Source organism: Sulfitobacter sp. M85 (assembly GCF_029285915.1).
Classification (GTDB): domain Bacteria; phylum Pseudomonadota; class Alphaproteobacteria; order Rhodobacterales; family Rhodobacteraceae; genus Sulfitobacter; species Sulfitobacter faviae.
Map to the genome: position 1 here is coordinate 240,625 of NZ_JABECQ010000005.1, position 26,418 is coordinate 267,042.

Consider the following 26,418-nt stretch of genomic DNA (forward strand, 5'->3'; position numbering starts at 1 on the left):
AGCTCACTTTGCCTTCAGTAACGAACCGATCCGGCTCGATTTTTGAATCTCTTCGCGTCCGAGCGCACAATAGCTTTGCGGGTCCGAAGTATCGACCCCCTTCGCCTTGAAAAACGCGGCGCCCCGCGCTCTCATGCGCGCTTTTTCAGCGTCACTATCAATATAGGCGTCGATCTCGGCGTCGGAGTAGCCCAGATCGCCCGCCTTGCCTTTCAGGTCCCAAGCCATCTTGACCGCGCGCAGCATCCGCGCGCTGATGTCGGGGCAGTTCTTACGGATGATGTCGGCCACGCCCATGTCCAAGAGCGCATCGTCGATGGCCGCCACCTCGCGCAGCGGCGGTTTGGCGGCGACCGGTGTCACGGTGGCGGCGGTCAGGCTCAGGCCCATCACGGCGATCATCAGGGTGCGCATATCAATTCTCCTTCAAGCAGCGGGCCGGAACGGCCCGTCTGACAGATGGAGATTGCAGGCCGTGATATTCAATATCACCGCCCCAAAGACCCGCAGGCCCGCGATATGTCGCCGATGCGATCACTGTGGGCAGCGGCCCTGAAAGGTCAGCGCCCCGCCATCGAACCGCAGCGCGCTTGCCGGTGCATCGGGGCCAAAGGTCCAGTCGATTTTCGAGTTGCCGTAGTTGCCGACACAGTATTTCACCGCCTCATAGCGCGCCGCTGCACGGGCGCCGTCGATGGATTTGCCGGCGTCCTTGACTGTCACCTGAAAGACATCCCGCTGGCCGTCGACCTTGCGCAGTTTGGTGTTGAAATACTGCCCGTCAAAGGCAATCCGCTCGCCATCATTGGCGCAGCCCGCCAGCAGGGCGCTGAGCGTCAGAACCGTCAAAGCATATTTCATAAACCTACTCCGCTGCGCCAAGGCCCGGCCTTGCCGATCGCCCCGCGCCTGTTGTGGACGGACGCGCCTGACGCGCGCCCGCTATCGCCGCTTCTGCGTCAAGCGTCCAGCCGGTGAGGCCCGACGCTGCACAGGGTTTCACTCCGCCGCGACCGCGCTGACGCGGCCCGTGCGCTTGTGTTTGATCCGATCTTCGATCTCATCGCGGAAGTGCCGGATCAGACCTTGGATTGGCCAAGCCGCCGCATCGCCAAGCGCGCAGATCGTGTGGCCTTCGACCTGTTTGGTCACGTCGAGCAGCATGTCGATCTCTTCCGGCTCGGCATCGCCCGAGACCAGACGGTCCATCACCCGCATCATCCAACCGGTGCCTTCGCGGCAGGGCGTGCACTGGCCGCAGCTTTCGTGTTTGTAGAACTTCGACAGCCGCCAGATCGCTTTGATCACGTCGGTGGAGTTGTCCATCACGATCACCGCCGCGGTGCCGAGGCCCGAGCGCTGCTCGCGCAGGTAGTCGAAATCCATGATCGCGTCGCGCATGTCTTTGCCGGGGATCAGCGGCACCGACGACCCGCCGGGGATCACCGCCTTGAGGTTGTCCCAGCCGCCGCGGATGCCGCCGCAATGGGTCTCGATCAGCTCTTCAAAGGAGATCGACATCGCCTCTTCGACGACGCAGGGGTTGTTCACGTGACCAGAGATCGCAAAGAGCTTGGTGCCCGCGTTATTGGCGCGGCCAAAGCCCGCGAACCACTCTGGCCCACGGCGCAGAATGGTCGGCACCACGGCGATGGATTCGACGTTGTTCACCGTGGTCGGGCAACCGTAGAGGCCCGCGCCCGCCGGGAACGGCGGTTTCATCCGGGGCATGCCCTTCTTGCCTTCGAGGCTCTCCAGCAGCGCGGTTTCTTCGCCGCAGATATAGGCCCCTGCCCCGTGGTGCAGGTAAATGTCGAAATCCCAGCCCGATTTGCTGGCGTTCTTGCCCACCAGACCGGCCTCATAGGCCTCATCAATCGCGGCCTGCAGGGCTTCGCGCTCACGGATGTATTCGCCGCGCAGGTAGATATAGCAGGTATGTGCGCTCATCGCGAAAGAGGCGATCAGGCAGCCTTCGATCAGCGTATGCGGATCGTGGCGCATGATCTCGCGGTCTTTGCAGGTGCCCGGCTCGGATTCGTCGGCGTTGACCACAAGATAGGCCGGGCGGCCATCGCTTTCCTTCGGCATGAAGGACCACTTGAGCCCCGTGGGGAAGCCCGCCCCACCCCGGCCCCGCAGGCCAGAGGCTTTCATCTGGTCGACGATCCAATCGCGGCCCTTTTGAATGATCCCGGCGGTGCCATCCCAATGGCCGCGCGCCTGCGCGCCTTTCAGGGTGCGGTCATGCATGCCGTAGATGTTGGTAAAAATGCGGTCTTTGTCCTGAAGCATGATGCCTACCTTTGGTTCTCACGGCTGGCCCGGCGGGCCTGCCACATTTGATATATCACGACCATCGCCCAGAAAAGCGCGGCCAGTGCAGCAAAGTCGAAGAGCAGCGCATAACGCCCCGGCAGGCCAAGCGCCGGGCCGGCCCATTGCATGGCCAGCCACAAGCACATGGTCACGGCAATGACCAGCCCTGCGGTGCGGCCCTTGCGGGCAAGCGCTCTGTCTTCGGCTTCGCTCATGTCTCTCTCTTACCCCGATCAGCCCTCGGCCTTGCCGTCACTGGCAAGTGCCTTGGCCTGACCGATCCAATCGTCGCGCCGGATACGGCCCTTGAAACGCAGACGAGAATCGACCCAGTCGATCTCCTCCCCCTCAAGTGCCGCGATCTGATCGAAATGGAAGATGCCCAATTCATTCAGCGTCTGTTCCAGCTTCGGCCCGATGCCGCCAATGCGCTTGAGGTCATCCGCCCCGCCCGCACGGGGTGCATCCAGCAGCGCGGGTTTGCCATCGGTCGATGCGCCGCCTGTCGCCCCCTTGGGCGCGGTCTCGACGGTCTCTTCCGGGGTGGTCACCACCGCGGGCGCTTCTTCGGCTTCGACAACCTGTTCCGGGGTGGCTTCGACGGCGGCTGTGTCAGCCACGGGCGGCGTCGGCGTTGTTTCCTCGGAGGTTTCGGCTGGCTCTTCCTCTCCCGCCACCTCGGCCTCGGCAACCTCATCCGGCGCAGCTTCAACGGCAGCCGTATCGGCCACGGGCGCGGTCGGCGGTGTCTCCTCCACAGGCTCAACCGGCGCGCTGGCCTTTCGCGCGGCCCCGATGCCCGCGTCACCGGCTGGGACGGTGCCCACCGCTGGCGAGACGCTGTCCGATGCTGTCGGCGACGCCGCAACCGATGCTGCCGCCGCGCTGCGGGTGTTGTCTTGCGGTGCGGCGGCTGGCACGTCTTTGCACAGCAGGGTCATCGCCAGATAGCCCACAATCACCGCCACCAGCACACCGGCCAGAATAGACATCAACAGACCCCAGATGCCGAACGCCAGCAACAGGAATGCCACGAGCAAACCGACACCGGCACCCAGCCACCAGCAGCGCTTGGTGCAGGCTTCTCGTTCCGAAATATCCGTCATGACTGTCCTTCTCTCCCTTGATGCGGGCGATGCGGCTTATGGCTCTGCGGGGTGGTGTGGGTGCCGTCCTTGGCCCGTTGTTAATCTCCGTCTTATTCTTCTGCGAGGCGCGCGGCCTGCTCTACCCAATTGTCGCGGCTGACGCGGCCTTTGAACCCTTCGAGGTTCTGGTCGACCCAAGCGACCTCCTCAGGGCCCCATTGGGCGATCTGATCAAAGTGGTAGAAACCCATGCCGTTAAGCATCTGCTCCAGCTTCGGACCGACGCCTTTGATCTTTTTCAGATCATCCGCCTCGCCCTCACGCGGGCCGTCCAACTGCGCGGGCTTTTGGCCGGGCGTCGCGGGGGTGTCGGTCTCGGCCTCGGCGGCATCGACGGTTTCACCCGCGGGGTCGCGCTTGGAACGCGGCTTGCTTTTCGAGGCGGCCTCGGCCTCCTGCTCGGTGATGCCGGTCTTGTCGGCGCTTTCGCCCTCGGCGGGACGCGGCTCTTCGGCTTCGACCTCTTCCACGGTTTCAGGCTGCGGCGCGTCGGGCTTGCGCTGCCAAGGTGTCAGCAGCGGCACCTCGGTGCCGTCGATGCGCTTGACCGTATCGCCGATATCGACCGCGGCCTGAGCGCTGGCGTTATACTGCGTGCGCCCGCTTTCGTGATCCGTGAGGCTGGTCAACCCGCCTAGAGGCTCAGAGGCATAGCGCCCGTTCTGAGGCCCGGGCACGGGCACGCGCCCGTCGCTCAACTCATCAAGGATTTCGTTCAGCCGCGCGGTGGTCAGGTCTTCGTAATAGTCCTTGCCAATCTGCGCCATGGGGGCGTTGGAACAGGCACCGAGGCATTCGACCTCTTCCCAAGAAAAACGCCCATCCGCCGACAACTCATGCGGCTTGGCGGCGATACGCTCCTTGCAGACGGCGACCAGATCCTCGGCCCCGCAAATCATGCAGGAGGTGGTACCGCAAACTTGGATATGTGCCACGGAACCAACGGGTTGCAGCTGAAACATGAAGTAGAAGGTCGCCACTTCAAGGCCCCGGATATAGGCCATGCCCAGCATCTCCGAGACATGTTCGATCGCCGGGCGGGTCAACCAGCCCTCTTGCTCCTGCGCGCGCCACAAAAGCGGGATGATCGCGCTGGCCTGACGGCCTTCGGGGTATTTGGTGATCTGCGCTTCGGCCCATTCTTGGTTGGCGGGCGTGAAGGCAAAACTGTCGGGCTGGTCAGGGTGTAGACGGCGGAGCATTAGTTCGAACCTATGGTCAGGCGGAGGCCAATGATGCCCCCGGCGTAAATTTCTTCAAAACGGGGTGACGCCAGCGGCATCACCGGTCGATCTCTCCAAAGACGACGTCCATGGTGCCGATGATCGCGGCCACATCGGCAAGCTGGTGACCGCTGGCCACATGGTCCATCGCCTGCAAGTGCAAGAAGCCCGGCGCGCGGATTTTGGAGCGATAGGGTTTGTTGGAGCCATCGGCCACAAGGTAGACGCCAAACTCGCCCTTGGGCGCTTCGACGGCGCAGTAAACCTCCCCCTTGGGAACGTGGAACCCTTCGGTGTAAAGCTTGAAGTGGTGGATCAGGCTTTCCATGTCAGTCTTCATCGCAGTGCGCGATGGCGGGGTGATCTTGCCCCGGGCCAGCACATCGCCCTGCCCGTCGGGGGCGCGCAGCTTCTCGATCGCTTGCTGGATGATGTAGGTCGACTGGCGCATCTCTTCCATCCGGCAGAGGTAGCGGTCAAAGCAGTCGCCGTTCTTGCCCACGGGGATCTGGAAGTCGAATTCATCGTAGCATTCATAGGGCTGCGCGCGGCGCAGGTCCCAAGCAAAGCCCGACCCGCGCACCATCACACCGCTGAAGCCGTAGTTGAGGATGTCCTCCTCGGTCACGATGCCGATGTCGACGTTGCGCTGTTTGAAGATGCGGTTCTCGGTCAGCAGCTCGTCGATGTCGACCATGAACTTCTTGAGGAACTGTTCACACCAGGCTTCAATATCGTCCAGCAGCGCGGGCGGCAGGTCTTGGTGGACGCCGCCGGGGCGGAAGTACGCCGCGTGCAGACGCGCGCCACAGGCCCGCTCGTAAAAGATCATCAGGCTCTCACGCTCTTCAAAGCCCCAGAGCGGCGGCGTCAGCGCGCCCACGTCCAGCGCCTGCGTGGTGATGTTGAGAAGGTGGTTCAGAATGCGCCCGATTTCCGAGAACAGCACCCGGATCAGCGAGGCACGGCGCGGCACCACCGTGTCGGTCAGCTTTTCGATGGCCAGACACCAAGCGTGCTCTTGGTTCATCGGGGCCACGTAATCCAGCCGGTCGAAATACGGCAGGTTTTGCAGGTAGGTGCGGCTTTCCATCAGCTTTTCGGTGCCACGGTGCAGCAGGCCGATATGGGGGTCGCAACGCTCTACCACCTCACCGTCAAGCTCAAGCACCAGACGCAAAACCCCGTGTGCGGCAGGGTGTTGCGGGCCGAAATTGATGTTGAAGTTACGAATCTTCTGCTCGCCGGACTCAAAGTCGGTCGACCCGTCGTCAAAGGCTTTTGTGCGAATGTCGCCGTCCATTACCGTTTCTCCAGTTCTTGCAGCTTCATGCCCATCCACCACAGCAGGGCGATCGTGCCCAGCGGGATCAGACAGGCCACCGCCCAGTATTTGTTGATGCCGAAGAACGGCAGCAGTTTGACCATCGGAATGGCGGTCAGCGCCGAGAGGATCAGCCACCAAAGCCCGCCCATTACTTCGCGTCCTTGCTCACATGACCGTCGGGTGCCGACTTGTCGTCGCCGGGCAGGATGTAATCGGCCCCTTCCCATGGCGACATGAAGTCGAACTGGCGGTATTCCTGAACGAGGCTCACGGGCTCATAGACCACGCGTTTGGCGCCTTCGTCATAGCGCACCTCGGTATAACCAGTGGTCGGAAAATCCTTGCGCAGCGGGTGCCCGCGGAAACCATAGTCCGTGAGGATACGGCGCAGGTCCGGGTGGCCGGAAAAGAGGATGCCGAACATGTCAAAGACTTCACGTTCGAACCAATCGGCACTGGGGTGCACGCCGGTGATCGAGGGCACCATGTCCTTCTCCCGCGCGGCGGCGCGCAGGCGAATGCGCTGGTTCTGGTACATCGACAGGAAGTGGTAAACCACGTCGAACCGCTTGGCACGGCCCGGATAATCCACCGCCGTGATGTCCACCAGCGTCGAGAAGCGGCAGGTCGGATCACCTTTGAGGAACTCGACAAGCCCGGCGACATTGGCCAGCGCCACATCCATGTTCAACTCACCCTTGGTGACATCCCATCCGAGCACGCAATCGGGGCGTTTGGCTTCGATATAGGCCCCAAGTTCCTGCAGTTGTTCGCTCATCGCAAATCTTCCTTCCACGCGCCGATCAACGCCATCTCACTGTCCCGCGCCTTTGGCGCTTTGTCCTTCTGCCTGCCCCGCTTGCGGCGCAGGCGGTTGCCTTAGCGCACGATCGTCCCGGTGCGGCGAATTTTACGCTGCAACTGGAGGATACCATAAAGCAGTGCTTCCGCCGTCGGCGGGCAGCCGGGCACATAGACATCGACCGGCACGATGCGGTCACAGCCGCGCACGACCGAATAGCTGTAGTGATAGTAACCGCCGCCGTTCGCGCAGGACCCCATCGAGATCACATAGCGCGGCTCTGGCATCTGGTCATAGACCTTGCGCAGCGCCGGGGCCATCTTGTTGGTCAGCGTGCCCGCGACGATCATCAGGTCCGACTGGCGCGGAGAGGCGCGCGGCGCGGTGCCGAAACGCTCAAGGTCATAGCGCGGCATGGAGCTGTGCATCATCTCAACCGCGCAGCAGGCCAAACCGAAGGTCATCCAGTGCAAGCTGCCCGTGCGCGCCCAGTTGATGATGTCTTCGGTCGACGTCAGCAGGAAGCCCTTGTCCTGCAACTCGGCATTCAGGCTCTGGGTGGCGAATTCAGGGTCCGGCCCCGCGCCATATTGGCCGTAGGCCGCAGGGGCGGAGGCACCGGATTTCACCCGTGGGCTTTGGTGGCCATCGCCCATCACCGGGGTGACGAGTGCGTCATCTTTTACTGCCATTCCAGCGCTCCCTTCTTCCATTCATAGGCGAAGCCCGCCGTCAGCACGCCCAAGAACACCATCATTGACCAGAAGCCCACCATGCTCACCTCTTTGAAGGCCACGGCCCATGGGAAGAGGAAGGCGATTTCGAGGTCGAAAATGATGAAGAGGATCGAGACCAGATAGAAACGCACATCAAACTTCATCCGCGCATCGTCGAATGCGTTGAACCCGCATTCATAGGCCGAGACCTTCTCCGGGTCAGGATTGCGCACGGCCACGACCACGGCGGCGAGGATCAGCACAAGGCCAAGGCCAATCGCCACGGCCAGAAAAACGAGGATGGGCAGGTATTCCCGCAGCATGTCGTCCAAGGGGATGCTCCTTTCGCGGTGCGCGGCATGAGGCAAAGGCCAAAAGCCCGCGCAGACAAACTTGGAACGGGTTTAACTCTGCCCGTGGGTAGGGTCAACGGGCCAAGCCCGGTTAATGCCGCCCACGGGTCCGCAATAGAGCCATTTCGCCAAAGCCTTGAGCTAGACCACCCAAGCGGCTTTGCGCTTATCAAAGAAGGCACCGATTCCCTCGGCGGCCTCATCGGTTTCCCAACGCGCCGCGAGGGCATCAATGGACATTTCCACCGCCTCGGGCGTGGCGATTCCACCCAAGTCCTGCGCCAGCTTCTTGGCCGCTGCCACCGCCCCCGGCGCGCAGGAGAGGTAAGGCACGACTTCGGCCTCGACGGCCGCGTCCAACTCCTCGGCCGGTACGGCGCGGGCCAGCAGCCCCAGATCGACCGCCTCCGCCGCATCGAACAGACGCGCCGACATGAAGACCCGCCGCGCGCGCCCCTCGCCCATCCGCGCCAGCACATAGGGCCCGATTGTGGCCGGGATGATGCCCAGACGGGTCTCAGTGAAGCCCATCTTCAGCGTATCGACCCCCACGGCCACATCACAGACCGAGGCCATGCCGACGCCGCCGCCAAAGGCATTGCCCTGCAGCTTGCCGATCACCGGCTTCGGCAGCGCGTTGAGCGCGCCCAGCATCGTCGCCAGCTTACCCGCCTCCGCCGAGCGTGTCTCGGCATCCATATCGCGCTGGTCGCGCATCCAGCCCAGATCGCCGCCGGCGCAGAAGGATTTGCCCGCCCCGGTCAGCACCACGACACGCACCGCGTCATCCTCGGCCAGCTTGCCCGCCGCCGCGGTCAGATCGGCCAGCATCTGCGCCGACATGGCGTTGTGTTTCTCCGGCCGGTTGAGGGTGAGCGTCGCCACCCCGCGCGCGTCGGTCTCGATCGTCAAAGTCTCGTACATGTCAGCCTCGCATCGCCCGTGCCATTTCGGCGGCTTCCAACACCACCGCTTGATCGACGCCGGTGTCATAGCCAAGCGCCATCAGATGTTCATTCACCGCCTCGGTGGCGACATTGCCCGCCGCCCCCGGCGCATAGGGGCAACCGCCCAAGCCACCGACCGCCGCGTCGAAGACCCGCAGGCCCATCGACAATGAGGCGTCGATATTGGCCATCGCCCGCCCGTGGGTGTCATGGTAATGCCCCGCGAGCCGGCCCGCCGGCACCACGTCGCGCACCGAAAGCAGCATCCGCGCAATACTGTCGGGCGTGCCCGCGCCAATGGTGTCGCCGAGAGAGATCTCGTAGCAGCCCATCGCAAAGAGCTTGTCGGCCACGCGCGCCACGTCGCCGGGATCGACCCTGCCGTCATAGGGGCATTCCACCACGCAGGAGACATAGCCGCGCACCGGAATGTCCACATGCCGCGCCTCTTCGAGGATCGGGGCAAACCGCTCGAAAGCTTCGTCAATGCTGGCGTTGATGTTCTTCCGGCTGAACCCTTCCGAGGCGGAGGCGAAGATCGCCACCTCGTCGGCGCGGGCCGCTACCGCATCCTCGTAACCGCGCATGTTCGGTGTCAGGGCCGCGTAGCGCACGCCCTCGGCACGGGAGATCTGCCCCAGCACCTCGCCCGAACCGGCCATCTGCGGCACCCATTTGGGGCTGACGAAACTGGCGCATTCGATGCGGGCAAAGCCAGCTTCGCTCAGCTTGTTCACCAAGGCGACCTTCTCGGCCACGGGGATCTCGCGTTTCTCGTTCTGCAGACCGTCCCGCGGGCCGACCTCGAAAATCTCACATGGTCCAAGGCTCATTGGCCGCACTCCTTCCCTGTGTGGGCCATGGTCATTCAATCGGCCATGGCGCATAGAAATCCTTCTCGTAGAGCTTCGCTCCCTCGGGCAGCGCCTGCGCGAAGCTGTCGCGTTCCGTGATCCGTTCATACCACGCCGCGACCGAAGGGTGGTCATCCAATTTCACGAAATGCCGCGCCATGTAGACCGCCTGCCCGACCGAGATGTCGGCGGCAGAAAAGCCGGAGGTCAGCAGGTAGTCGCGGTTCTCCAGCGGCGTCGAGAGCCGTGCCTCCAGCGCGTCGTAGCATTTGCCGATCCGCGCCGCCTCGAGCTTCATCACGATGGGGCTGCGCATGTGATCCTCGCGCAGGGCGATGTGCTGCTGGGTCAGTGCCGCTGTGTGCTGGCTGATGGTCTCGGCGAAATGCACCCAGACCAGCCAAGCCATGCGGTCCGGACTGCCGACCGAGCGGCCCATGCGGTCGGGGCTGTAGCGCTCGCAGAGGTACTGGGTGATCGCCCCGGTCTCGAACATGCGCTCGCCGTCGATCTCCAGCGCAGGCACACGGCCCGCGGGCGACAGCACGAGGTATTCCGGATCGCGCAGGCTGCGGTCGAAGGCATGCATTTTGACCTGAAACTCCACGTCGTCCAACTCGTGCAGCAGCCAGAGCGTGCGCATCGAGCGGGTCTGCGGACAGTGGTGCAGCGTGATCATGCGCCCTCCTCGGCTTCCAGACGCACCAGCGCCGCCCCGGCCTCGACCTGATCGCCCGCTTGCGCCAGCACCTCGGCCACCACGCCGTCGCGCGCGGCCAGCAGCGAATGTTCCATCTTCATCGCCTCCAACACCGCCAGACGGTCGCCCTTGGCGACGCTTTGACCGACCTCGGCGTCGATGGCGCGGACGAGGCCGGGCATCGGCGCCTCGACGATATTGCCGTCGCCATGGGCGGCGGCAGCGCGCGCCAGCGGATCGATCACGTCAAAGGCGATGCCATAGGAATCAAACACCGTGACCACATCGCCCGCGACCGAGACCGCAGGCGCGACATGGCCGTCGAGTTTCCAGCGCCCCGCGATGCGCTCGGCCCGAACCTCATGGTCGCCCACGGTCCAAAGCTGCACGTCCTCCGACAGCACCCGCACCTTCAGCAGATGCTCCTCGCCGTCGCGGCCCAGCATCACCTGATGCCGCAACGGCCGCCAAAGGTTGAAGCCCGCCTCGGCCTGTGGCTGGTCGAGCCCAAGTGCTGCCATCCCGGCCAGCGCGACATGCCGCCCCGGCACCTCGGGCTGGGCCGTCAGCGCCTCGATGTCGCGCGCGATCAGGCCCGTATCCACGTCGCCCTTGGCAAAGCCCTCATGTTCGGCCAGCGCACCGAGGAAGGCGAGGTTGGTGACCGTACCGCCAACTTCACACCCCTTCAGTGCCGCGCGCAAGCGCGACAGCGCCACGTCCCGCGTGGGCCCGTGCACGATGACCTTGGCGATCATCGGGTCGTAAAAGGGGCTGATCGTGTCGCCCGCCCGCACGCCGCTGTCGGCGCGGGTCTGGGGAGTGAAGGACAGATGCGTCAGCGTCCCGGTGGCGGGCAGGAAACCCTTCGGCACGTCCTCGGCATAGAGCCGCGCCTCGAAGGCATGGCCGTTGATCGTGAGCTCATCTTGGCGCTTCGGCAGGGCTTCGCCCGCGGCGACGCGCAACTGCCATTCCACCAGATCGACCCCGGTCACCAGTTCGGTCACCGGATGCTCCACCTGAAGCCGCGTGTTCATCTCCATGAAGAAGAACCCGTCGGTCGACAGCCCGCCCGAGCCGTCGACGATGAATTCCACCGTCCCCGCCCCGGCATAGCCGATGGCCTCGGCCGCGCGCACCGCCGCTTGGCCCATGGCCTCGCGCATCTCTTCCGTCATGCCCGGCGCGGGCGCCTCCTCGATCACCTTCTGGTGGCGCCGCTGCAGCGAGCAGTCGCGCTCGAAGAGATGCACCGCATGTGTGCCGTCGCCAAAGACCTGCACCTCGATGTGACGCGGCTTGGTGACGAATTTCTCGACCAGCACGTCCGGGTTGCCGAAGGCAGTCTTCGCCTCCGAGCGCGCGCTCTCCAGCGCCGCCTGAAACCCCTTGGCCTCCTCGACCAGCCGCATGCCCTTGCCGCCGCCGCCCGCGACGGCCTTGATCAACACCGGGTAGCCGATCTTCTCGGCCTCGCGCGCCAGCAGCGCATCGTCGTGATCCGCGCCGTGATACCCCGGCACGACGGGCACGCCCGCCTCGACCATCAGCGCCTTGGCGGCGTCCTTCAGACCCATGGCCCGGATCGCCTTGGCCGAAGGCCCGATGAAGGTCAGCCCCGCGGCCTCCACCGCCTCCACGAAATCGGGGTTTTCGCTCAAGAACCCATAGCCCGGGTGGATCGCCTGTGCGCCGGTATCGAGCGCCGCTTGGATGATCACCTCGCCCTTGAGGTAACTCTCAGCCGGGGCCGAGCCGCCAATATGCACCGCAGCATCCGCCATGGCGACGTGTTTCGCGCCCGCATCCGCGTCCGAGTACACCGCCACGCAGCGCACCCCCATGGCTTGCGCCGTTTCCATTACCCGGCAAGCAATCTCACCCCGGTTCGCAATCAGGATCGTGTCAAACATGCCCTACCCTTTTCATCTCTTTCTGGCTCCAAATATGGCGCGCGTTCCGGGGGGGGGGTCCCCCCCGGAACGCGCGTCGATCACATCCGGAACAATCCAAATTTCGTCGGCTCGATCGGCGCGTTCAGGCTGGCCGAGAGGCTCAGGTAGAGCACGTCGCGGCTCTTGCGCGGATCAATGATCCCGTCGTCCCACAGCCGTGCCGAGGCATAGAGCGGGTGGCTCTGTTCCTCGAACATGTCGATCGTGGGCTGCTTGAAGGCGGTCTCTTCCTCCTCGGTCCATGTCTCGCCCGCGCGTTCCATGGCGTCGCGCTTGACGGTGGCCAGAACCCCCGCCGCCTGCGCGCCGCCCATGACGGAAATGCGGCTGTTGGGCCATGACCAGAGGAACCGCGGCCTATAGGCGCGGCCCGACATGCCGTAGTTGCCCGCCCCGAAGGAGCCGCCCACCAGCATGGTGATCTTGGGCACATTGGTGGTGGCCACCGCCGTCACCATCTTGGCGCCGTGGCGGGCGATGCCCTCGTTCTCGTATTTGCGGCCGACCATGAAGCCGGTGATGTTCTGCAAGAACACCAGCGGGATGTTGCGCTGGCTGCAAAGCTCCACGAAATGCGCGCCCTTCTGGGCGGCTTCGGAAAACAGCACCCCGTTGTTGGCGATGATGCCGATGGGGCAGCCTTTGACATGGGCGAAACCGCAGACCAGCGTCTCGCCGAAGCGCGCCTTGAACTCATCAAAGCGGCTGCCATCCACCAGCCGCATGATGACCTCGCGGATGTCATAGGGCGTGCGCAGGTCGGCGGGCACAACGCCCAGCATCTCGGCGGGGTCGCAAGCCGGTTCCTCCGGGCTGGCCCAGTCCACCGTCTTGGGCTTGCTCTTGTTAAGCTGCCCAACCGCACGGCGCGCCAGTGCCAGCGCATGGGCGTCGTCCTCGGCCAGATAATCCGCCACGCCCGACAGGCGCGTGTGCACGTCGCCGCCGCCGAGGTCTTCGGCCGAGACCACCTCGCCCGTCGCCGCCTTCACCAAGGGCGGGCCGGCGAGGAAGATCGTGCCCTGCTCTTTCACGATGATGGTAACGTCAGACATCGCAGGCACATAGGCGCCGCCTGCGGTACAAGACCCCATCACCACGGCGATCTGCGCGATGCCCTTGGCGCTCATCCGGGCCTGATTGTAGAAGATCGCGCCGAAATGGTCACGGTCGGGGAAGACTTCGTCTTGGTTCGGCAGGTTCGCGCCGCCACTGTCGACCAGATAGATGCAGGGCAGATGGTTGGCCTCCGCGATCTCCTGCGCGCGGAGGTGTTTTTTCACCGTCATCGGGTAATAGGTGCCGCCCTTCACGGTGGCGTCGTTGCAGACCACCATGACCTCATGGCCCTGCACCCGCCCGATGCCCGCGATCACGCCCGCACAGGGGGCCGCGCCGCCATAAAGCCCATGCGCCGCGGTCGCGCCGATCTCCAGAAACGGGCTGCCGGGGTCGAGAAGGTTCGCCACGCGTTCGCGGGGCAGCATCTTGCCGCGGCTTTCGTGCCGGGCGCGGGATTTCTCGCCACCGCCCAAAGCGGCCGTCTCGGCGGCCTCGCGGACCTCGCTCAGGGCTTTCAGATGCGCCATCTCGTTGGCCTTGTAGGCATCCGAGGATGGCAGGGCTTGGGATGTCAGTTTCATGTTACGTCCTCATTCTCTCGCGCCGCCAGACGCTTCAATTCCTTGCGGATCACCTTGCCGGTGACGGTCATGGGCAGGTCCTGCATGAAGGCGATCTCGCGCGGGTAGGAATAGCTGGCGAGCCTGTCCTTCACCCAGTCCTGCAGTTCCTTTGCTTCGACCTCCGCACCCGGTTTCAGCACCACATAGGCCTTCACGATCTCGGTGCGCAGCGCGTCGGGCTTGCCGACCACGCCGCAGGTCGCCACGGCGTCATGGGTGAGCAGGCAATCCTCGATCTCGGCCGGACCGATGCGGTAGCCCGCGGAGGTGATCACGTCGTCCTCGCGCCCCACGAAGCGCAGATACTCCCCCTCCCAGATGCCGCGATCGCCGGTCAACAGCCAGTCGCGGTGGAACTTGGCCGCAGTTTCCTCGGGCCGGTTCCAGTAGCGCAGCATCATCGAGGGCGCGCCGCGGCGCACCGCCACGTCTCCCTCGGCATCGGTAGGCTGGCCGTCATCATCCAGCACGGCGATCTCGAACCCCGGCACCGGTTTGCCAATGCAGCCGGGCTGGGCGGGGAAATCGACGCCGCAGCTGGAAGCCACCATGTTACATTCGGTCTGGCCGTAGAACTCGTTGATCTCAAGCCCAAACGCCTCCCGGCCCCATGCCAGCATCTCGGCCCCCAGAGGCTCGCCGCCGCTGGCGACCGAGCGCAGGCCCGGCAGTGCGACATCCGCCGCCTTCAGCATCCGCAGGGCGGTCGGCGGGAAGAACACGTTGCGCACCTCGCCTTTCGCGATCACCTCGGCGCAGCCCTCGACGGTGAACTTGGGCATCCGCGTGGCCACGACCGGCACGCCGAGCGCCAGCGCGGGCATCGCTACGTCGAAAAGCCCGCCGATCCACGCCCAATCCGCCGGGGTCCAGAGGCAGTCGCCCTTCTGCCCCAGATGGTCATGGCTGACCGATACGCCGGGCAGATGGCCCGAGAGCACCCGGTGCCCGTGCAACGCGCCTTTCGGCGTGCCGGTGGTGCCGGAGGTGTAGATCAGCACGGCGGGATCGTCGGGGCCGACCTCGGCGAAATCCACCGCGTCGCCCGCCACGCCCGCCTCCGCCGCGATCCACGGGGTGGCCAGATCGCCGAGCAGTTCCGCGCCTTCCGCATCGGTCAGCACGATTTCGCAGCCCGCGTCACCCACCCGACTGGCCAGCGCGTCACGTTTGAACAGCTTGAACAGCGGCACCGAAATCGCGCCGATCTTCCAGATCGCGAGATGCGCCGCCGCACACCACGGCGACTGGCTGAGCAGCACGCCCACCCGGTCGCCGCGCGCGACTTGGCTTTTCAGCGCGCGGGCCAAACCGTCGGCCATTGCATGCAGCTCCCCCGTGGTCACATCGCGCCGCGCGGGACCGGTGAGGTCGATGATCGCCAGTGCATCGTCGGGCTGGGCGAGGCATTGCGCCGCCATGTTGCCCTGCCAGATGGGCCAGTCGCCTTCGTTCTTCATATCAGCTTCGGTACTCCGGATTTTCGAAATCGAACCGCGCGCCCGCGTCCCAGGCGTTGCGGTCGTTGCCCTCACACGGGTAGCCGCCCGCGTGTTTCAGCATCCGTGCCAGATGCAGGGCGTTCCATGTCATGATGGTGGTGTTGCGCTGCGTGAACTCGTTGTCGAAACCCGCGCGCTTGCCGTCCACATCATCGCCGTAAGACGGCCCCGGCCCGGCCTCGCCGATCCAGCCGCAATCGGCCTGCGGCGGGATCGTGTAGCCCAGATGGTTCATCGCGAAACCGGTGGTCATGGCGACATGTTTGATGCCGTCCTCGTTGCCCGTCACCACGGTGCCGCCGACCTTGCCGTAGAAGACCGACTGGCCCTTGTCATTGAGCTCCCCGCTCATGGCATAGAGCCGCTCGATCAGCACGCGGCAGACACTGCTCTCCTCGCCCAGCCACAAAGGCGTACCGATGATCAGAATATCGGCAGCCAGCACCTTGTCCCAGATCGCGGGCCAGTCGTCGCGGTCCCAGCCGTGTTCGGTCATGTCCGGATAGACGCCCGGCGGCACTTGGTGATCCAGCAGGTAGAGATGCTCCACCCCCACGCCTTGTGCCTCCATGATGCCCGCGCTGGCGTTCATCAGAAGCTGGGTGTGGCTGTCGCCCGGGGTCTTCTTGAGCGAGCAGTTGACGTAGAGCGCCTTGAGATCGGAATAGTCAGTCACGGCCAAGTTCCTTCTTCAGTTGCTCCAGTTCCCGGTCAAGGAAATAGGAGGTGATGGAGCGGATGATGACCAGCATCAGCAGGAAGAGCAGGTCCGCAAAACGCAGGCTGATCGCGGTGTGTATCACATCCGAGACGATGAAGAGTTCCAGCCCGGCAAGGATGTAGCGCCCCAGTTCGATCCGCTCGCGGTTGGTGCGGCGGACCCGCTCGGGGCCTTTCTTGGAAACCTCGGCAATCGTCACCCCGGTCAGGAAACGTGCCGCACCGATCAGCAGCAGAATGATGGCCGCGATGTCGATGACCGCGGCGAGGATCTCGAACCCCTCGATCAGCCAAGGTAGAAAGTGGTGCAGGACACCGCCTTCTGTCTCCAGTTCTATCAGGTTTTCCATCCCGATCCCTCCGTCCTGTTTGGCCGACACAGCGAGACGCGGTTAATAGGCCGCCCCCAAACGCAGCGCCTGTTCCCCCGTCATCTGCATCAGGCAGGCCAAGGTTGCAGGTCCGCCGCCTGTGCCACCGCCCCATTGGCTGCGTTCATAATCGCAGGCGGCATCGCGGAAGGTAATCCAAGCGCGCTGCATGTCACGCAGCGCCTCGGCCTGCGAAGGCAGTTGCGGCTGGTAGAGGGCATTCTCCTCATCGGCGGATTTCGCCTGCACCATGCGGGCGCGGTAATTCTCGTTCAGCAGGCCGTCCCAAAAGGTCAACTCAGCATCAAGACACCCGCCCATGCCGACGGTCGAATAGCCGCCCGGCCCTTCCATACAGAGGTTGGCCGACAGGCCAATGCAGGCGCGCTGGTCGGTGAACTCTTCGGCCCCGGCCAGACAGTCCGCGGTGGCGGCATCGGAATAGGTGATGTCCTGCGCGGATACCGGCCCCGCCAGAAACGCGCAGGCCAGCAGGAGGGCGCGCATCACATCGCCCCCATCATCTCGCGGCCCACCAGCATGCGGCGGATTTCCGAAGTGCCCGCGCCGATCTCCATCAGCTTGGCGTCGCGGAAGATCCGGCCCACCGGGTTGTCGGACAGATAGCCCGCGCCGCCCATCGCCTGCACCGCCTGATGCGCCTGTACCATCGCTTGTTCCGAGGCATAGAGGCAGCAGGCCGCCGCGTCCTGACGGGTCACATCACCCCGGTCACAAGCCTGCGCCACGCTGTAAACATAGGCCCGCGCCGAGTTCATCGCGGTGTACATATCCGCCATCTTGCCCTGCATCAGTTGGAAATCCCCGATGCGCTGGCCGAACTGCTTGCGCTCGGCCATGTAGGGCATGATCTCATCGAGACAGGCGGCCATGATGCCAAGGCCGATGCCCGCCAGCACGACGCGCTCGTAATCGAGGCCCGACATCAGCACGCGCACGCCCTTGCCCTCTTCGCCGAGAATGTTCTCGAAGGGCACTTCGCAATCCTCGAAAATCAGTTCCGCAGTGTTCGAGCCGCGCATGCCGAGCTTGTCGAAATGCTTGGAGGTCGAGAATCCCTTCATCGACTTCTCGATCAAAAAGGCGGTGATGCCCTTGGAGCCGGCATCCGGGTCGGTCTTGGCATAGACCACCAGCGTCTCGGCGTCGGGGCCGTTGGTGATCCAATACTTGTTGCCGTTCAGACGGAAGTGGTCGTTCCGCTTCTCGGCATGCAGCTTCATGCTGACCACGTCACTCCCCGCGCCCACTTCGGACATGGCCAGCGCACCGACATGCTCGCCCGAACAGAGCTTGGGCAGGAACTGCGCCTTCTGCTCCGGGGTGCCGTTAAGCTTGATCTGGTTCACGCAGAGGTTGGAATGCGCCCCGTAGGAGAGTGAGACCGAAGCCGAGGCCCGGGCAATCTCTTCCACCGCGACGGTATGGGCGACATAGCCCAGCCCCGAGCCGCCGAACTCTTCCTCAACGGTCATGCCCAGAAGGCCCAACTCACCCATTTCCTGCCAAAGCTCGGCGGGGAATTCGTTCTTGCTGTCGATCTCGGCGGCCATCGGCTTGACGCGCTCCTGCGCCCAGCGGTGCACCATCTCCCGCATGGCCGCGACGTCTTCTCCCAGATCAAACTGCATACTTGCGTTGAACACGGCTTCTCCCCCCGATTTATTGAACGCTTGTTCATTACCTACCGCCCCACCCGCTTTGCGTCAAGCGGCGCGATGTGGAACCGCCCCGCGTCGCGGCGGGTTGGCCCTGCGACCAAGCGAACACTACAACAAAGCGAGATGCAAATGAGCGATGATCTGAAAAAAGAGTTCTGGGACCGTCTGGACGACACCCGCGCCGGGATGCTGATGACCAAGACCGCCCGCGCGATCCCAATGACCCATTACATCGACGAAGACGACCGCGCCGCCGTGCTGTGGTTCATCACCGCCAAGGGCACCGATCTGGCGCAATCCGCCGAGGGACGCGCCGCCGCTGAATACCTGATCGCCAGCAAGGACGAATCCCTCTGGGCGCGGATCGATGGCCATGTTTCCGCTGTGACCAACCCGACCGAGTTGGACAAGATTTGGAACGCCATCGCGGGCGCCTGGTTCGAAGACGGCAAGCAGGACCCGGATGTGCAGCTGATCCGCTTTGACCTCACCGAAGCCGAGGTTTGGGCGACCGATGGTGGGATCAAGTTCCTCTATGAGATCGGCAAGGCGCAGATGACCGGCCAAAAGCCCGACATGGGCAAACATGGCACCATCCGCTTCTAAGCCTAGTCCCCTTGAAAAACGGCGCTGACCTCGGCCCGGATAATCCGCGCGATCAGGGCGCAATCCTCCAGCGAAAAGGTCAGCGGCACACGCATGTCGATCAACCCCGCCAGCACCGCATCGCTGGCGGGCATTTTTTCGGCCCGCGCATAGCGCCACGTGTCGTAGCGGCTGGTGAAACCCATAGGCTCGGCCCTGCCGAACCATTTCAACTCCACCCCGCGCGCAGCGCAGCGCGCCAACATCGCCTCGACATCCTCCGGCGACCAACCCTTCAGCAGGAATTGGATTGACGACCCGACGATGCTCTCCGCCTCGGGCCGGTCGATGACCGTGAGCCCCGGCGTGTCGCGCAGCCCCGTCTCGATCACCCGATAACGCTCATTCCAGCGGGCCACCTGTTCCGCCAGCCGTCGCAACTGCGGGCGCAGGACCGCGGCGCGCAGGTTGTCCATCCGGCCCGAGATATTGGGCGTCTCATAGCGGATCGTCTCAAAAGCCTCCGGCCCCGGCGCGGCGGCATGGCGGTCATAGAGCATGTAAGACCCCGACAGCATGATCGCCCGCGCCGCAACCTCGGCATCATCGGTGATCAGCAACCCGCCCTCGCCAGCGTTCACATGTTTATAGGTCTGGCAGGAAAAACACCCCAGTTTCCCCTGCGTGCCCGAGGGCTTGCCGTTCCACGCCGCCCCCATCGTATGGGCGCAATCTTCGATCACCGTGATGCCGCGCGCATCGCAAAGCGCCATTAGGGCGTCCATGTCAGCCAGATGGCCGCGCATATGGCTGAGCAGCAGCACATCGGCCTGACCCGCCTTGGCGGCGAGGTCGTCGAGGTCAATCACCAGCTGCTCCGTCACGCCGACGAAAACCGGGACCGCCCCCAGTGCCGCAATCGCCCCCGGCACCGGGGCGAGCGTGAAGGCATTGGTCAGCACCCGGTCGCCCGGTTTCACCCCCACTGCGCGCAGCGCCGTGGCCATGGCATAGCCGCCCGAGGCCACGGCAAGGCAGTATTTTGCCCCCGTCATCGCGGCGAATTCCTGCTCAAGCAGGGCAACCTCGGCCACCTCCCCCGGGGCTGTGTTATAGCGGTGCAACCGTCCGTGACGCATCACCGCCACTGCCGCCTCGATCGCATCGTCGGGGATCGGCTCTTGCTGTGTGAAACTGCCGGTGAAGCGCTCGGCCATCAGGCGGCTTTGCCGATCAAACGTTCAATGACCTCCGGCAGGTCGGCGAAATCGTCCAACAGCGCTTCGGGCTCCAGCGCGGCCATGTCTTCGCCCGAGGGGCCGAAGGTCACCAGCACGCACGGAACCCCTGCGGCTTTGGCGGTTTTGCGGTCGGTGTCGCTGTCGCCGATCAACACGCATTGCGCCGGATCGCCCCCGGCACGCCGGGCGGTTTCGAACAGGTGTTCGGGGTCAGGTTTGCGCACGGCCAGCGTATCAGCCCCCAGCATCGCGCCGAATGCATCGCGCACGCCAAGACGGGTCAGCAGCAACTCCGCCAAAGCCTCGGGTTTGTTGGTGCAAATCGCCACGCGGTAGCCCGCGGCTTTGAGCGCGGCCACAGCCTCCATCGCGCCGGGGTACATGATGGTATGGGTGTCGATGTCGCGCCCATAGGCTTCGAGCAGCATCGGATAATAGCGGTCGATCGTCGCCGCGTCATCGGCACGGCCCAGCTTTTGCATCCCCAAGGTCAGCATCGCCCGCCCGCCGCGCAGCGCGGTGCCCGCATCCTCGGCATGGACCAGCACATCGCCCTCGCCCATGTCGCGGAAGCACGCATTGGCAGCGGCGATCAAATCGCCCGAGGTATCGGCCAAGGTGCCGTCGAGATCGAAAACCACTGTCTTCACTGGATACTCCTTGGGCGGAACCCCGCCTTGCAAAATGGCATCGTGTTGCAGTCCGCAACCTAGTTTGATGGGCCGCAACCTTGCGCCTTTGTGCGAAGCGCGTAAAGAGAATGCAAGCTGAAGGACAAAGAGATTTACATGGAAACTGCATTGATCATCCTCGCCGCGGGCAAGGGGACACGGATGAACTCGGACCTGCCAAAGGTGCTGCACCGCGTGGCCTCCGCCCCGATGCTGGAACACGCGATGGCCGCAGGCGCCATGCTCGCACCCCGCCATACGGTCGTGGTGGCCGGGCACTGCGCCGATCAGGTCCGCGCCGCCGCCACGCTTTTTGACGAAGACGCGCAGGTCGTCGAACAGACCGAGCAGTTGGGCACGGCCCATGCGGTGGCACAGGCCCGCCCGGCGCTGACCGGGTTCGATGGCATGGCGCTGGTGCTTTACGGTGACACGCCCTTCGTCCAGCCCGAGACGCTTGAGAAGATGCAAGAGGCGCTGGCGACACATGACGTGGTGGTTCTGGGGTTTGAGGCCGCCGATCCCGCCCGCTATGGTCGTTTGGTGATGCAGGGCGACGCCTTGGAGCGGATCGTCGAGTTCAAAGACGCCTCCGTCGAAGAGCGCGCCATTACCCTGTGCAACTCCGGCGTGGTGGCCTGCAAATCCGAACTGCTCTTCGATTTGATCGACAAGGTCGGCAACGACAACGCTTCGGAAGAATACTACCTCACCGACATCATCGGCATCGCCCGCGCCAAGGGCCGCAGCGCCACAGTAGTCACCTGCGACGAGGCCGAGACCATGGGCGTGAACTCCCGCGCCGATCTGGCGATGGCCGAGGCCGCGTTCCAATCCCGCGCCCGCGATCTGTTGATGGAAGACGGCGTGACCTTGGTCGCCCCCGAAACCGTCTTCCTGTCGCGCGACACTTTCATCGGGCGCGATACAGTGGTGGAGCCGAATGTCGTCTTCGGCCCGAATGTCACCGTGGAATCCGGCAGCACCATCCGTGCCTTCTCGCATCTCGAAGGGTGCCATGTCTCACGCGGCGGGGTCGTCGGCCCCTACGCCCGGCTGCGCCCCGGCGCGGAACTGGCCGAAGACGTGCGCATCGGCAATTTCGTCGAGGTGAAGAACGCGCAAATCGCCGAAGGGGCCAAGGTCAACCACCTGAGCTATATCGGCGACGCCACCGTCGGCGCGCGCAGCAACATTGGCGCGGGCACGATCACCTGCAATTATGACGGGGTGATGAAACATCACACCACCATCGGCGCGGGCGCCTTCATCGGGTCGAACACCATGCTCGTGGCCCCGGTGACCATTGGCGAGGGTGCGATGACCGGCTCGGGCTCGGTCATCACCTCGGACGTAGAACCCGAGGCGCTGGCCCTGTCGCGCGCCCCGCAGGTTGAGAAACCCGGGATGGCGCGCAAAATGTTCGAAATTTTAAAGGCCAAGAAGGCAAAATTGCAAAGAGGCAGCTAATTATGTGTGGAATTATTGGGGTGCTTGGCACCCATGAAGTCGCGCCGATCTTGGTCGAAGCGCTGAAACGGCTGGAATATCGCGGCTATGACAGCGCGGGCATCGCGACCCTGAACGAAGGCAAGCTTGAGCGCCGCCGCGCCTTGGGCAAGCTGGTAAACCTCTCGGACGCGCTGGTGCATGAGCCGCTGGCGGGGAAGTCGGGCATCGGCCACACCCGCTGGGCCACCCATGGCGCGCCGAGCGTCACCAACGCCCACCCGCATCAGGCGGGACCAGTGGCCGTGGTGCATAACGGGATCATCGAAAACTTTCGTGAGTTGCGGGCCGAACTGGCCGAACATGGCGCGCAATTCGTGACCGAGACCGATACCGAGACCGTTGCCCTCCTGACCCAGCATCACATGGCGCAGGGCGCAGGCCCGGTGGAGGCCGCCAAACAGACGCTTGCCCGGCTCGAAGGCGCTTTTGCGCTGGCCTTTCTCTTTGACGGGCACGACGACCTGATGATTGCGGCGCGCAAGGGCTCGCCCTTGGCCATAGGCTATGGCGAGGGTGAGATGTATGTGGGCAGCGACGCCATCGCGCTGGCTCCGTTGACCAATCAAATCGCCTATCTTGAAGAGGGTGATTGCGCCGTCATCACCCGCACCTCGGTTGAGGTCACCGACCGCAATGGGGCGCTCGCCAACCGGGCGATCAAATCCGTGCAGATCGACAATACCCGCATCGACAAGGCGGGCCACAAACACTTCATGGCAAAAGAAATTGCCGAGCAACCCGGCGTGATCGGCGCGGCCATCGGCCATTACCTCACCCCCGAGGGAGAGATCAACATCAGCGCACAAGATATTGATTTTGCGCAGTTTGACCGCATCCTCATGGTCGCCTGCGGCACCGCGTCCTATGCCTGTTTCACCGCGAAATACTGGTTCGAGCAGATCGCCCGCCTGCCGGTCGAGATCGATGTCGCCTCGGAATTCCGCTACCGTGAACCGCCGATCCCGGCGCGCACATTAGCGGTTTTCGTCAGCCAATCGGGTGAGACCGCCGACACGCTCGCCGCTCTGCGCTATTGCGAGGGCAAGGCCGCGCGTATCCTGTCGGTCGTCAACGTGCCCGAAAGCTCCATCGCCCGCGAAAGCGATCTGGCGCTGCCGATCCACGCCGGAGTCGAAGTCGGCGTGGCCTCGACCAAAGCCTTCACCTGTCAGCTCGTTGTCCTCTTCGCGTTGGTGCTCAAAGCCGCGCGGGACCGCGATGTGATCAGCACAGAGAGCTTCGCCGATCACATCTCCGCACTTCGTGGACTGCCCGCGCTCATCAGCACGGCGCTTGAACAAAACGACGCGATGCAAGAAGCCGCGCTCAAACTCGCCCATGCCCGCGATGTGTTGTTCCTTGGCCGGGGCCAGATGTACCCGCTCGCCCTTGAGGGCGCACTGAAACTTAAGGAAATCAGCTACATCCACGCCGAAGCTTATGCGTCGGGTGAACTGAAACACGGCCCCATCGCACTGGTGGATGAGCATGTGCCGGTAGTCGTCATGGCACCACGCGACGCGCTCTTCGACAAGACCGTCAGCAACATGCAAGAAGTCATGGCGCGCAAGGGCAAGGTGATCCTGATCTCCGACGCCAAAGGTCAGGCCGAGGCCAATGACGGCGTCTGGTTCAGCATCGAGATGCCCCCGGTGCCGGATGCTTTGGCCCCGATCCTCTATGCGGTTCCGGCGCAGTTGCTGGCCTATCACACCGCCGTGGCGAAAGGCACGGATGTGGACCAGCCACGCAATCTCGCGAAATCGGTGACGGTGGAATGACCCCCGAAACCGCCCTTGAGGAACTTCAAGCGCAGGCCAACCCGGCCCGCGCGGAAGAGATGCGCGCATATCACAAAGCCAACCGAGGCTATCTTGGCCTAACTAACCCGCAAATTGCGGAGCTTGCCCAATCGTGGCGAGCGGCGCTGGACGTCAAGGGCCGTGTCGCGCTTGCCGATGCCCTTTGGCAGTCGGACATTTTCGAAGCACGCGTCGCCGCGGCAAAACTGCTCACCCAAGCGCGGCTGCGCCCGGAAGATCAAGCCGCATGGGCGCTGATCGCAAGCTGGACCCCCGATTTCGACAGTTGGGCAATTGCCGATCATGCCAGCATGGCGGCGCAGAAACGTCTGGTGGCCGATCCGACGCGCTTGGACGAAGTGGAGAACTGGGTCGCTTCGGATCACCTTTGGACCCGACGCGCGGCACTTGTCTCCACCCTGCCTTGGACCAAGCAGAACAATCCTAAGCCTGAGGAGCTGGCCGCGCGCGACCGTATCCTCGGCTGGGCCGCGACGATGGTACCGGATCACCGGTGGTTCATTTAGAAGGCAATCGGCTGGTGGCTGCGCGACCTTTCGAAACACGACCCCGAGCGGACCCGTGGCTTTATCGCCGCCCATGGGGAGGCGATGAAACCGTTCGCGGTGAAAGAAGCCCTGCGCCTGCTGAAAAAGGCAGAAGGCGCAGGCTGATCCCTAGCTTTCGGTCGAGACCTCGACCGTTGTGAGGTCGGTCAGCGACGCGCCGATCAAACGCAAGGCAGGCAGCGACATGCGGCTGCCTGCGGTTGCGGGCCCCTCCAGCGGGATCAGCGTCACCGCGGCGGATTTGCCCGTCGCGGGGTTGGTCACCCGCCCCGGCTGTTCCGCGTCGACCAGAGGTGTTTTCAACCACAGCCCCGGCTCCGTCGCGCTGCCCAAGCTGACCACGGTCGACCCCAAGGCGGCACCGGTACTGGCGGGCGCGCGGGTGGCCGCCTCGCGCTCTGCCGCCGTGGTGGTATCCAGCGCCTCGGCGCTGCTGCCCGCGGTGGCGATGGGAGAGGCGGCGGGCGGCGATGCAGGGGCCGGTCCGCTCGGCGTTGCAGCCTCAGCCGTGGCATCGACCGATGCGGATGCGGGTGCAGGCTCAGACTGGCTGGCATCCATCCCGAGGCGTTCCGTCAGGTTGCTGCAACCGGCGGTGGCGGCGGCGATGAAAAGCGGTAAGATTATACGTGTCATCCACGCAGCCTATCCGCGCCCTGCCCCCTTATCAATCGCCCAAATGGCGCTTGCCCCGGGTTGGGCGGGGCATTACCTATGAAGCATGACAGCACCCCTCATTGACCCTTTCATGCGCGCGATCACCTATCTGCGCGTCTCCGTCACCGACCGCTGCGATTTTCGCTGCGTCTACTGCATGTCGGAGAACATGACCTTCCTGCCGAAGAAGGAATTGCTGACGCTGGAGGAGCTCGACCGCCTGTGCAGCAATTTCATCGACCTCGGCGTCGAGAAGCTGCGCATCACCGGGGGTGAGCCGCTGGTCCGGCGCGGCATCATGACCTTCTTCGACGGCATGAAACGGCATCTCGACAGCGGCAAGCTGAAAGAGCTGACGCTGACCACCAACGGCAGCCAGTTGGAGCGCTTCGCCGATGACCTCTACGCCTCCGGGGTGCGCCGCGTGAATGTCTCCCTCGACACGCTGGACGAGCAGAAATTCGCGGATATCACCCGCTGGGGGCGCCTGCCGCAGGTGCTGCGCGGGATCGACGCAGCGCAGCGGGCGGGGCTTAAGATCAAGATCAACGCTGTGGCGCTCAAGGGCTTCAACGAGCCGGAACTGCTGCATATCACCGAATGGTGCGCCGAGCGGGACATAGATCTCACATGGATCGAGGTCATGCCGATGGGCGATTTGGGCAACGAGGATCGTTTCGGCCAATACTGGTCGCTGCGTGACGTGCGCGCGCGTTACGCCGAACATTACACCGTCACCGATCTGGCTGAGCGTACAGGGGGCCCTGCGCGCTATGTGCGGCTGGAGGAGACCGGGCAGAAGATCGGCTTCATCACGCCTCTGAGCCACAACTTCTGCGAAAGCTGTAACCGCGTGCGGGTCACCTGCACCGGCGAGATTTTCATGTGTCTGGGCCAAGAAGACGTGGCCGACCTGCGCAAACCCCTGCGCGATCACCCGGACACGGACCTGCCGTTGCAGGAGGCCATTCGTGCGGCCATCGACCGCAAGCCCAAAGGCCACGATTTCGACTATTCGCGGCAGCGTGTTGACGGGCAGATGCCCCGCCACATGAGCCACACGGGCGGCTGAGC

28 protein-coding genes and 1 pseudogene are annotated in these 26,418 nt (G+C 64.1%); 5 read left to right on the forward strand and 24 right to left on the reverse strand.

The features are described 5' to 3' along the window. Positions 1–3: 3 nt before the first annotated feature. The 21 genes from HKX24_RS11940 to HKX24_RS12040 all read right to left on the reverse strand — a co-directional run bounded on the left by HKX24_RS11940 (position 4) and on the right by HKX24_RS12040 (position 18,292). Positions 4–414: a DUF5333 domain-containing protein gene (locus HKX24_RS11940; protein ID WP_271693446.1), complete on the reverse strand. Its 411-nt coding sequence runs from the start codon at positions 412–414 to the stop codon at positions 4–6. 120 nt (positions 415–534) lie between these two features. Continuing rightward, positions 535–861 (reverse strand): hypothetical protein, encoded by a 327-nt coding sequence (locus HKX24_RS11945; RefSeq protein ID WP_209218009.1) that lies wholly within the window; start codon positions 859–861, stop codon positions 535–537. A 138-nt stretch (positions 862–999) separates the two neighbouring features. Further along, positions 1,000–2,295 carry an NADH-quinone oxidoreductase subunit NuoF gene (gene nuoF, locus HKX24_RS11950; protein WP_271693445.1) on the reverse strand — a complete coding sequence of 432 codons (1,296 nt, stop codon included), beginning with the start codon at positions 2,293–2,295 and terminating at the stop codon, positions 1,000–1,002. A 5-nt stretch (positions 2,296–2,300) separates the two neighbouring features. Next, positions 2,301–2,534 (reverse strand): DUF5337 domain-containing protein, encoded by a 234-nt coding sequence (locus HKX24_RS11955; RefSeq protein ID WP_067263425.1) that lies wholly within the window; start codon positions 2,532–2,534, stop codon positions 2,301–2,303. Positions 2,535–2,552: 18 nt separating this feature from the next. Next, positions 2,553–3,425, reverse strand: coding sequence for a hypothetical protein (locus HKX24_RS11960; RefSeq protein WP_271693444.1), 873 nt, complete (start codon positions 3,423–3,425; stop codon positions 2,553–2,555). A gap of 92 nt (positions 3,426–3,517) precedes the next feature. After that, on the reverse strand, positions 3,518–4,669 hold the full coding sequence (locus HKX24_RS11965) for an NADH-quinone oxidoreductase subunit E (protein ID WP_209218006.1): 1,152 nt from the start codon (positions 4,667–4,669) through the stop codon (positions 3,518–3,520). A 79-nt stretch (positions 4,670–4,748) separates the two neighbouring features. Beyond that, positions 4,749–5,993: an NADH-quinone oxidoreductase subunit D gene (locus tag HKX24_RS11970; protein ID WP_271693443.1), complete on the reverse strand. Its 1,245-nt coding sequence runs from the start codon at positions 5,991–5,993 to the stop codon at positions 4,749–4,751. Beyond that, positions 5,993–6,166 carry a hypothetical protein gene (locus HKX24_RS11975; protein ID WP_169306047.1) on the reverse strand — a complete coding sequence of 58 codons (174 nt, stop codon included), beginning with the start codon at positions 6,164–6,166 and terminating at the stop codon, positions 5,993–5,995. The genes HKX24_RS11970 and HKX24_RS11975 overlap by 1 nt, the downstream gene beginning before the upstream one ends. Beyond that, positions 6,166–6,795, reverse strand: coding sequence for an NADH-quinone oxidoreductase subunit C (locus HKX24_RS11980; RefSeq protein WP_136720172.1), 630 nt, complete (start codon positions 6,793–6,795; stop codon positions 6,166–6,168). The genes HKX24_RS11975 and HKX24_RS11980 overlap by 1 nt, the downstream gene beginning before the upstream one ends. 101 nt (positions 6,796–6,896) lie before the next feature. Next, complete coding sequence (locus HKX24_RS11985) at positions 6,897–7,511, reverse strand: NADH-quinone oxidoreductase subunit B (RefSeq protein ID WP_231886322.1); 615 nt, start codon at positions 7,509–7,511, stop codon at positions 6,897–6,899. Next, the gene (locus tag HKX24_RS11990; RefSeq protein WP_067263411.1) at positions 7,502–7,867 is read right to left on the reverse strand and encodes an NADH-quinone oxidoreductase subunit A; all 366 of its coding nucleotides are present in this window, start codon (positions 7,865–7,867) and stop codon (positions 7,502–7,504) included. The genes HKX24_RS11985 and HKX24_RS11990 overlap by 10 nt, the downstream gene beginning before the upstream one ends. Before the next feature lie 162 nt (positions 7,868–8,029). Then, a complete protein-coding gene (locus HKX24_RS11995) occupies positions 8,030–8,812 on the reverse strand; it encodes a crotonase/enoyl-CoA hydratase family protein (RefSeq protein ID WP_271693441.1) in 783 nt (260 codons plus the stop codon). A 1-nt stretch (position 8,813) separates the two neighbouring features. Next, the gene (locus tag HKX24_RS12000) at positions 8,814–9,668 is read right to left on the reverse strand and encodes a hydroxymethylglutaryl-CoA lyase (RefSeq protein ID WP_271693439.1); all 855 of its coding nucleotides are present in this window, start codon (positions 9,666–9,668) and stop codon (positions 8,814–8,816) included. A 31-nt stretch (positions 9,669–9,699) separates the two neighbouring features. Further along, complete coding sequence (locus HKX24_RS12005; protein ID WP_271693438.1) at positions 9,700–10,368, reverse strand: glutathione S-transferase family protein; 669 nt, start codon at positions 10,366–10,368, stop codon at positions 9,700–9,702. After that, the gene (locus HKX24_RS12010; RefSeq protein ID WP_276154028.1) at positions 10,365–12,305 is read right to left on the reverse strand and encodes an acetyl/propionyl/methylcrotonyl-CoA carboxylase subunit alpha; all 1,941 of its coding nucleotides are present in this window, start codon (positions 12,303–12,305) and stop codon (positions 10,365–10,367) included. The genes HKX24_RS12005 and HKX24_RS12010 overlap by 4 nt, the downstream gene beginning before the upstream one ends. Positions 12,306–12,385: 80 nt before the next feature. Continuing rightward, positions 12,386–13,990 carry a carboxyl transferase domain-containing protein gene (locus HKX24_RS12015; RefSeq protein WP_271693436.1) on the reverse strand — a complete coding sequence of 535 codons (1,605 nt, stop codon included), beginning with the start codon at positions 13,988–13,990 and terminating at the stop codon, positions 12,386–12,388. Continuing rightward, positions 13,987–15,492 carry an AMP-binding protein gene (locus HKX24_RS12020; RefSeq protein WP_271693435.1) on the reverse strand — a complete coding sequence of 502 codons (1,506 nt, stop codon included), beginning with the start codon at positions 15,490–15,492 and terminating at the stop codon, positions 13,987–13,989. The genes HKX24_RS12015 and HKX24_RS12020 overlap by 4 nt, the downstream gene beginning before the upstream one ends. 1 nt (position 15,493) lies before the next feature. Further along, positions 15,494–16,210 (reverse strand): flavodoxin family protein, encoded by a 717-nt coding sequence (locus tag HKX24_RS12025; RefSeq protein WP_271693433.1) that lies wholly within the window; start codon positions 16,208–16,210, stop codon positions 15,494–15,496. After that, positions 16,203–16,604, reverse strand: coding sequence for a DUF1622 domain-containing protein (locus HKX24_RS12030; RefSeq protein WP_271693432.1), 402 nt, complete (start codon positions 16,602–16,604; stop codon positions 16,203–16,205). Before HKX24_RS12030 ends, HKX24_RS12025 begins: the two co-directional genes overlap by 8 nt. A gap of 42 nt (positions 16,605–16,646) precedes the next feature. Then, a complete protein-coding gene (locus HKX24_RS12035) occupies positions 16,647–17,132 on the reverse strand; it encodes a lysozyme inhibitor LprI family protein (protein ID WP_271693431.1) in 486 nt (161 codons plus the stop codon). Continuing rightward, on the reverse strand, positions 17,132–18,292 hold the full coding sequence (locus HKX24_RS12040; RefSeq protein WP_271693430.1) for an isovaleryl-CoA dehydrogenase: 1,161 nt from the start codon (positions 18,290–18,292) through the stop codon (positions 17,132–17,134). Before HKX24_RS12040 ends, HKX24_RS12035 begins: the two co-directional genes overlap by 1 nt. Positions 18,293–18,436: 144 nt before the next feature. Here HKX24_RS12040 and HKX24_RS12045 point away from each other — a divergent pair, with 144 nt between their 5' ends. Beyond that, a complete protein-coding gene (locus tag HKX24_RS12045; protein ID WP_271693429.1) occupies positions 18,437–18,913 on the forward strand; it encodes a pyridoxamine 5'-phosphate oxidase family protein in 477 nt (158 codons plus the stop codon). Between the two features lie 2 nt (positions 18,914–18,915). On the opposite strand, the gene HKX24_RS12050 is transcribed toward HKX24_RS12045, so the two are convergent. Both HKX24_RS12050 and HKX24_RS12055 read right to left on the reverse strand, forming a co-directional pair. Next, the gene (locus tag HKX24_RS12050; protein WP_271693427.1) at positions 18,916–20,109 is read right to left on the reverse strand and encodes an aminotransferase class I/II-fold pyridoxal phosphate-dependent enzyme; all 1,194 of its coding nucleotides are present in this window, start codon (positions 20,107–20,109) and stop codon (positions 18,916–18,918) included. Beyond that, complete coding sequence (locus HKX24_RS12055) at positions 20,109–20,783, reverse strand: HAD-IIIA family hydrolase (protein WP_271687669.1); 675 nt, start codon at positions 20,781–20,783, stop codon at positions 20,109–20,111. The genes HKX24_RS12050 and HKX24_RS12055 overlap by 1 nt, the downstream gene beginning before the upstream one ends. A 138-nt stretch (positions 20,784–20,921) precedes the next feature. On the opposite strand from HKX24_RS12055, the gene glmU reads away from it, so the two are divergent. The 3 genes and pseudogenes from glmU to HKX24_RS12070 all read left to right on the forward strand — a co-directional run bounded on the left by glmU (position 20,922) and on the right by HKX24_RS12070 (position 24,792). Further along, a complete protein-coding gene (glmU, locus tag HKX24_RS12060; RefSeq protein WP_271693426.1) occupies positions 20,922–22,274 on the forward strand; it encodes a bifunctional UDP-N-acetylglucosamine diphosphorylase/glucosamine-1-phosphate N-acetyltransferase GlmU in 1,353 nt (450 codons plus the stop codon). A 2-nt stretch (positions 22,275–22,276) separates the two neighbouring features. Further along, positions 22,277–24,097 carry a glutamine--fructose-6-phosphate transaminase (isomerizing) gene (gene glmS, locus HKX24_RS12065; protein WP_271693425.1) on the forward strand — a complete coding sequence of 607 codons (1,821 nt, stop codon included), beginning with the start codon at positions 22,277–22,279 and terminating at the stop codon, positions 24,095–24,097. Beyond that, a pseudogene (locus tag HKX24_RS12070) lies at positions 24,094–24,792 on the forward strand (DNA alkylation repair protein). Before glmS ends, HKX24_RS12070 begins: the two are co-directional and overlap by 4 nt. A 3-nt stretch (positions 24,793–24,795) precedes the next feature. Here HKX24_RS12070 and HKX24_RS12075 read toward each other — a convergent pair. Next, positions 24,796–25,323: a hypothetical protein gene (locus tag HKX24_RS12075; RefSeq protein ID WP_271693422.1), complete on the reverse strand. Its 528-nt coding sequence runs from the start codon at positions 25,321–25,323 to the stop codon at positions 24,796–24,798. An 85-nt stretch (positions 25,324–25,408) separates the two neighbouring features. On the opposite strand from HKX24_RS12075, the gene moaA reads away from it, so the two are divergent. Next, entirely contained in the window at positions 25,409–26,416 is a 1,008-nt protein-coding gene (moaA, locus tag HKX24_RS12080) for a GTP 3',8-cyclase MoaA (protein ID WP_271693421.1), read from the forward strand. The last annotated feature ends 2 nt before the right edge of the window (positions 26,417–26,418 follow it).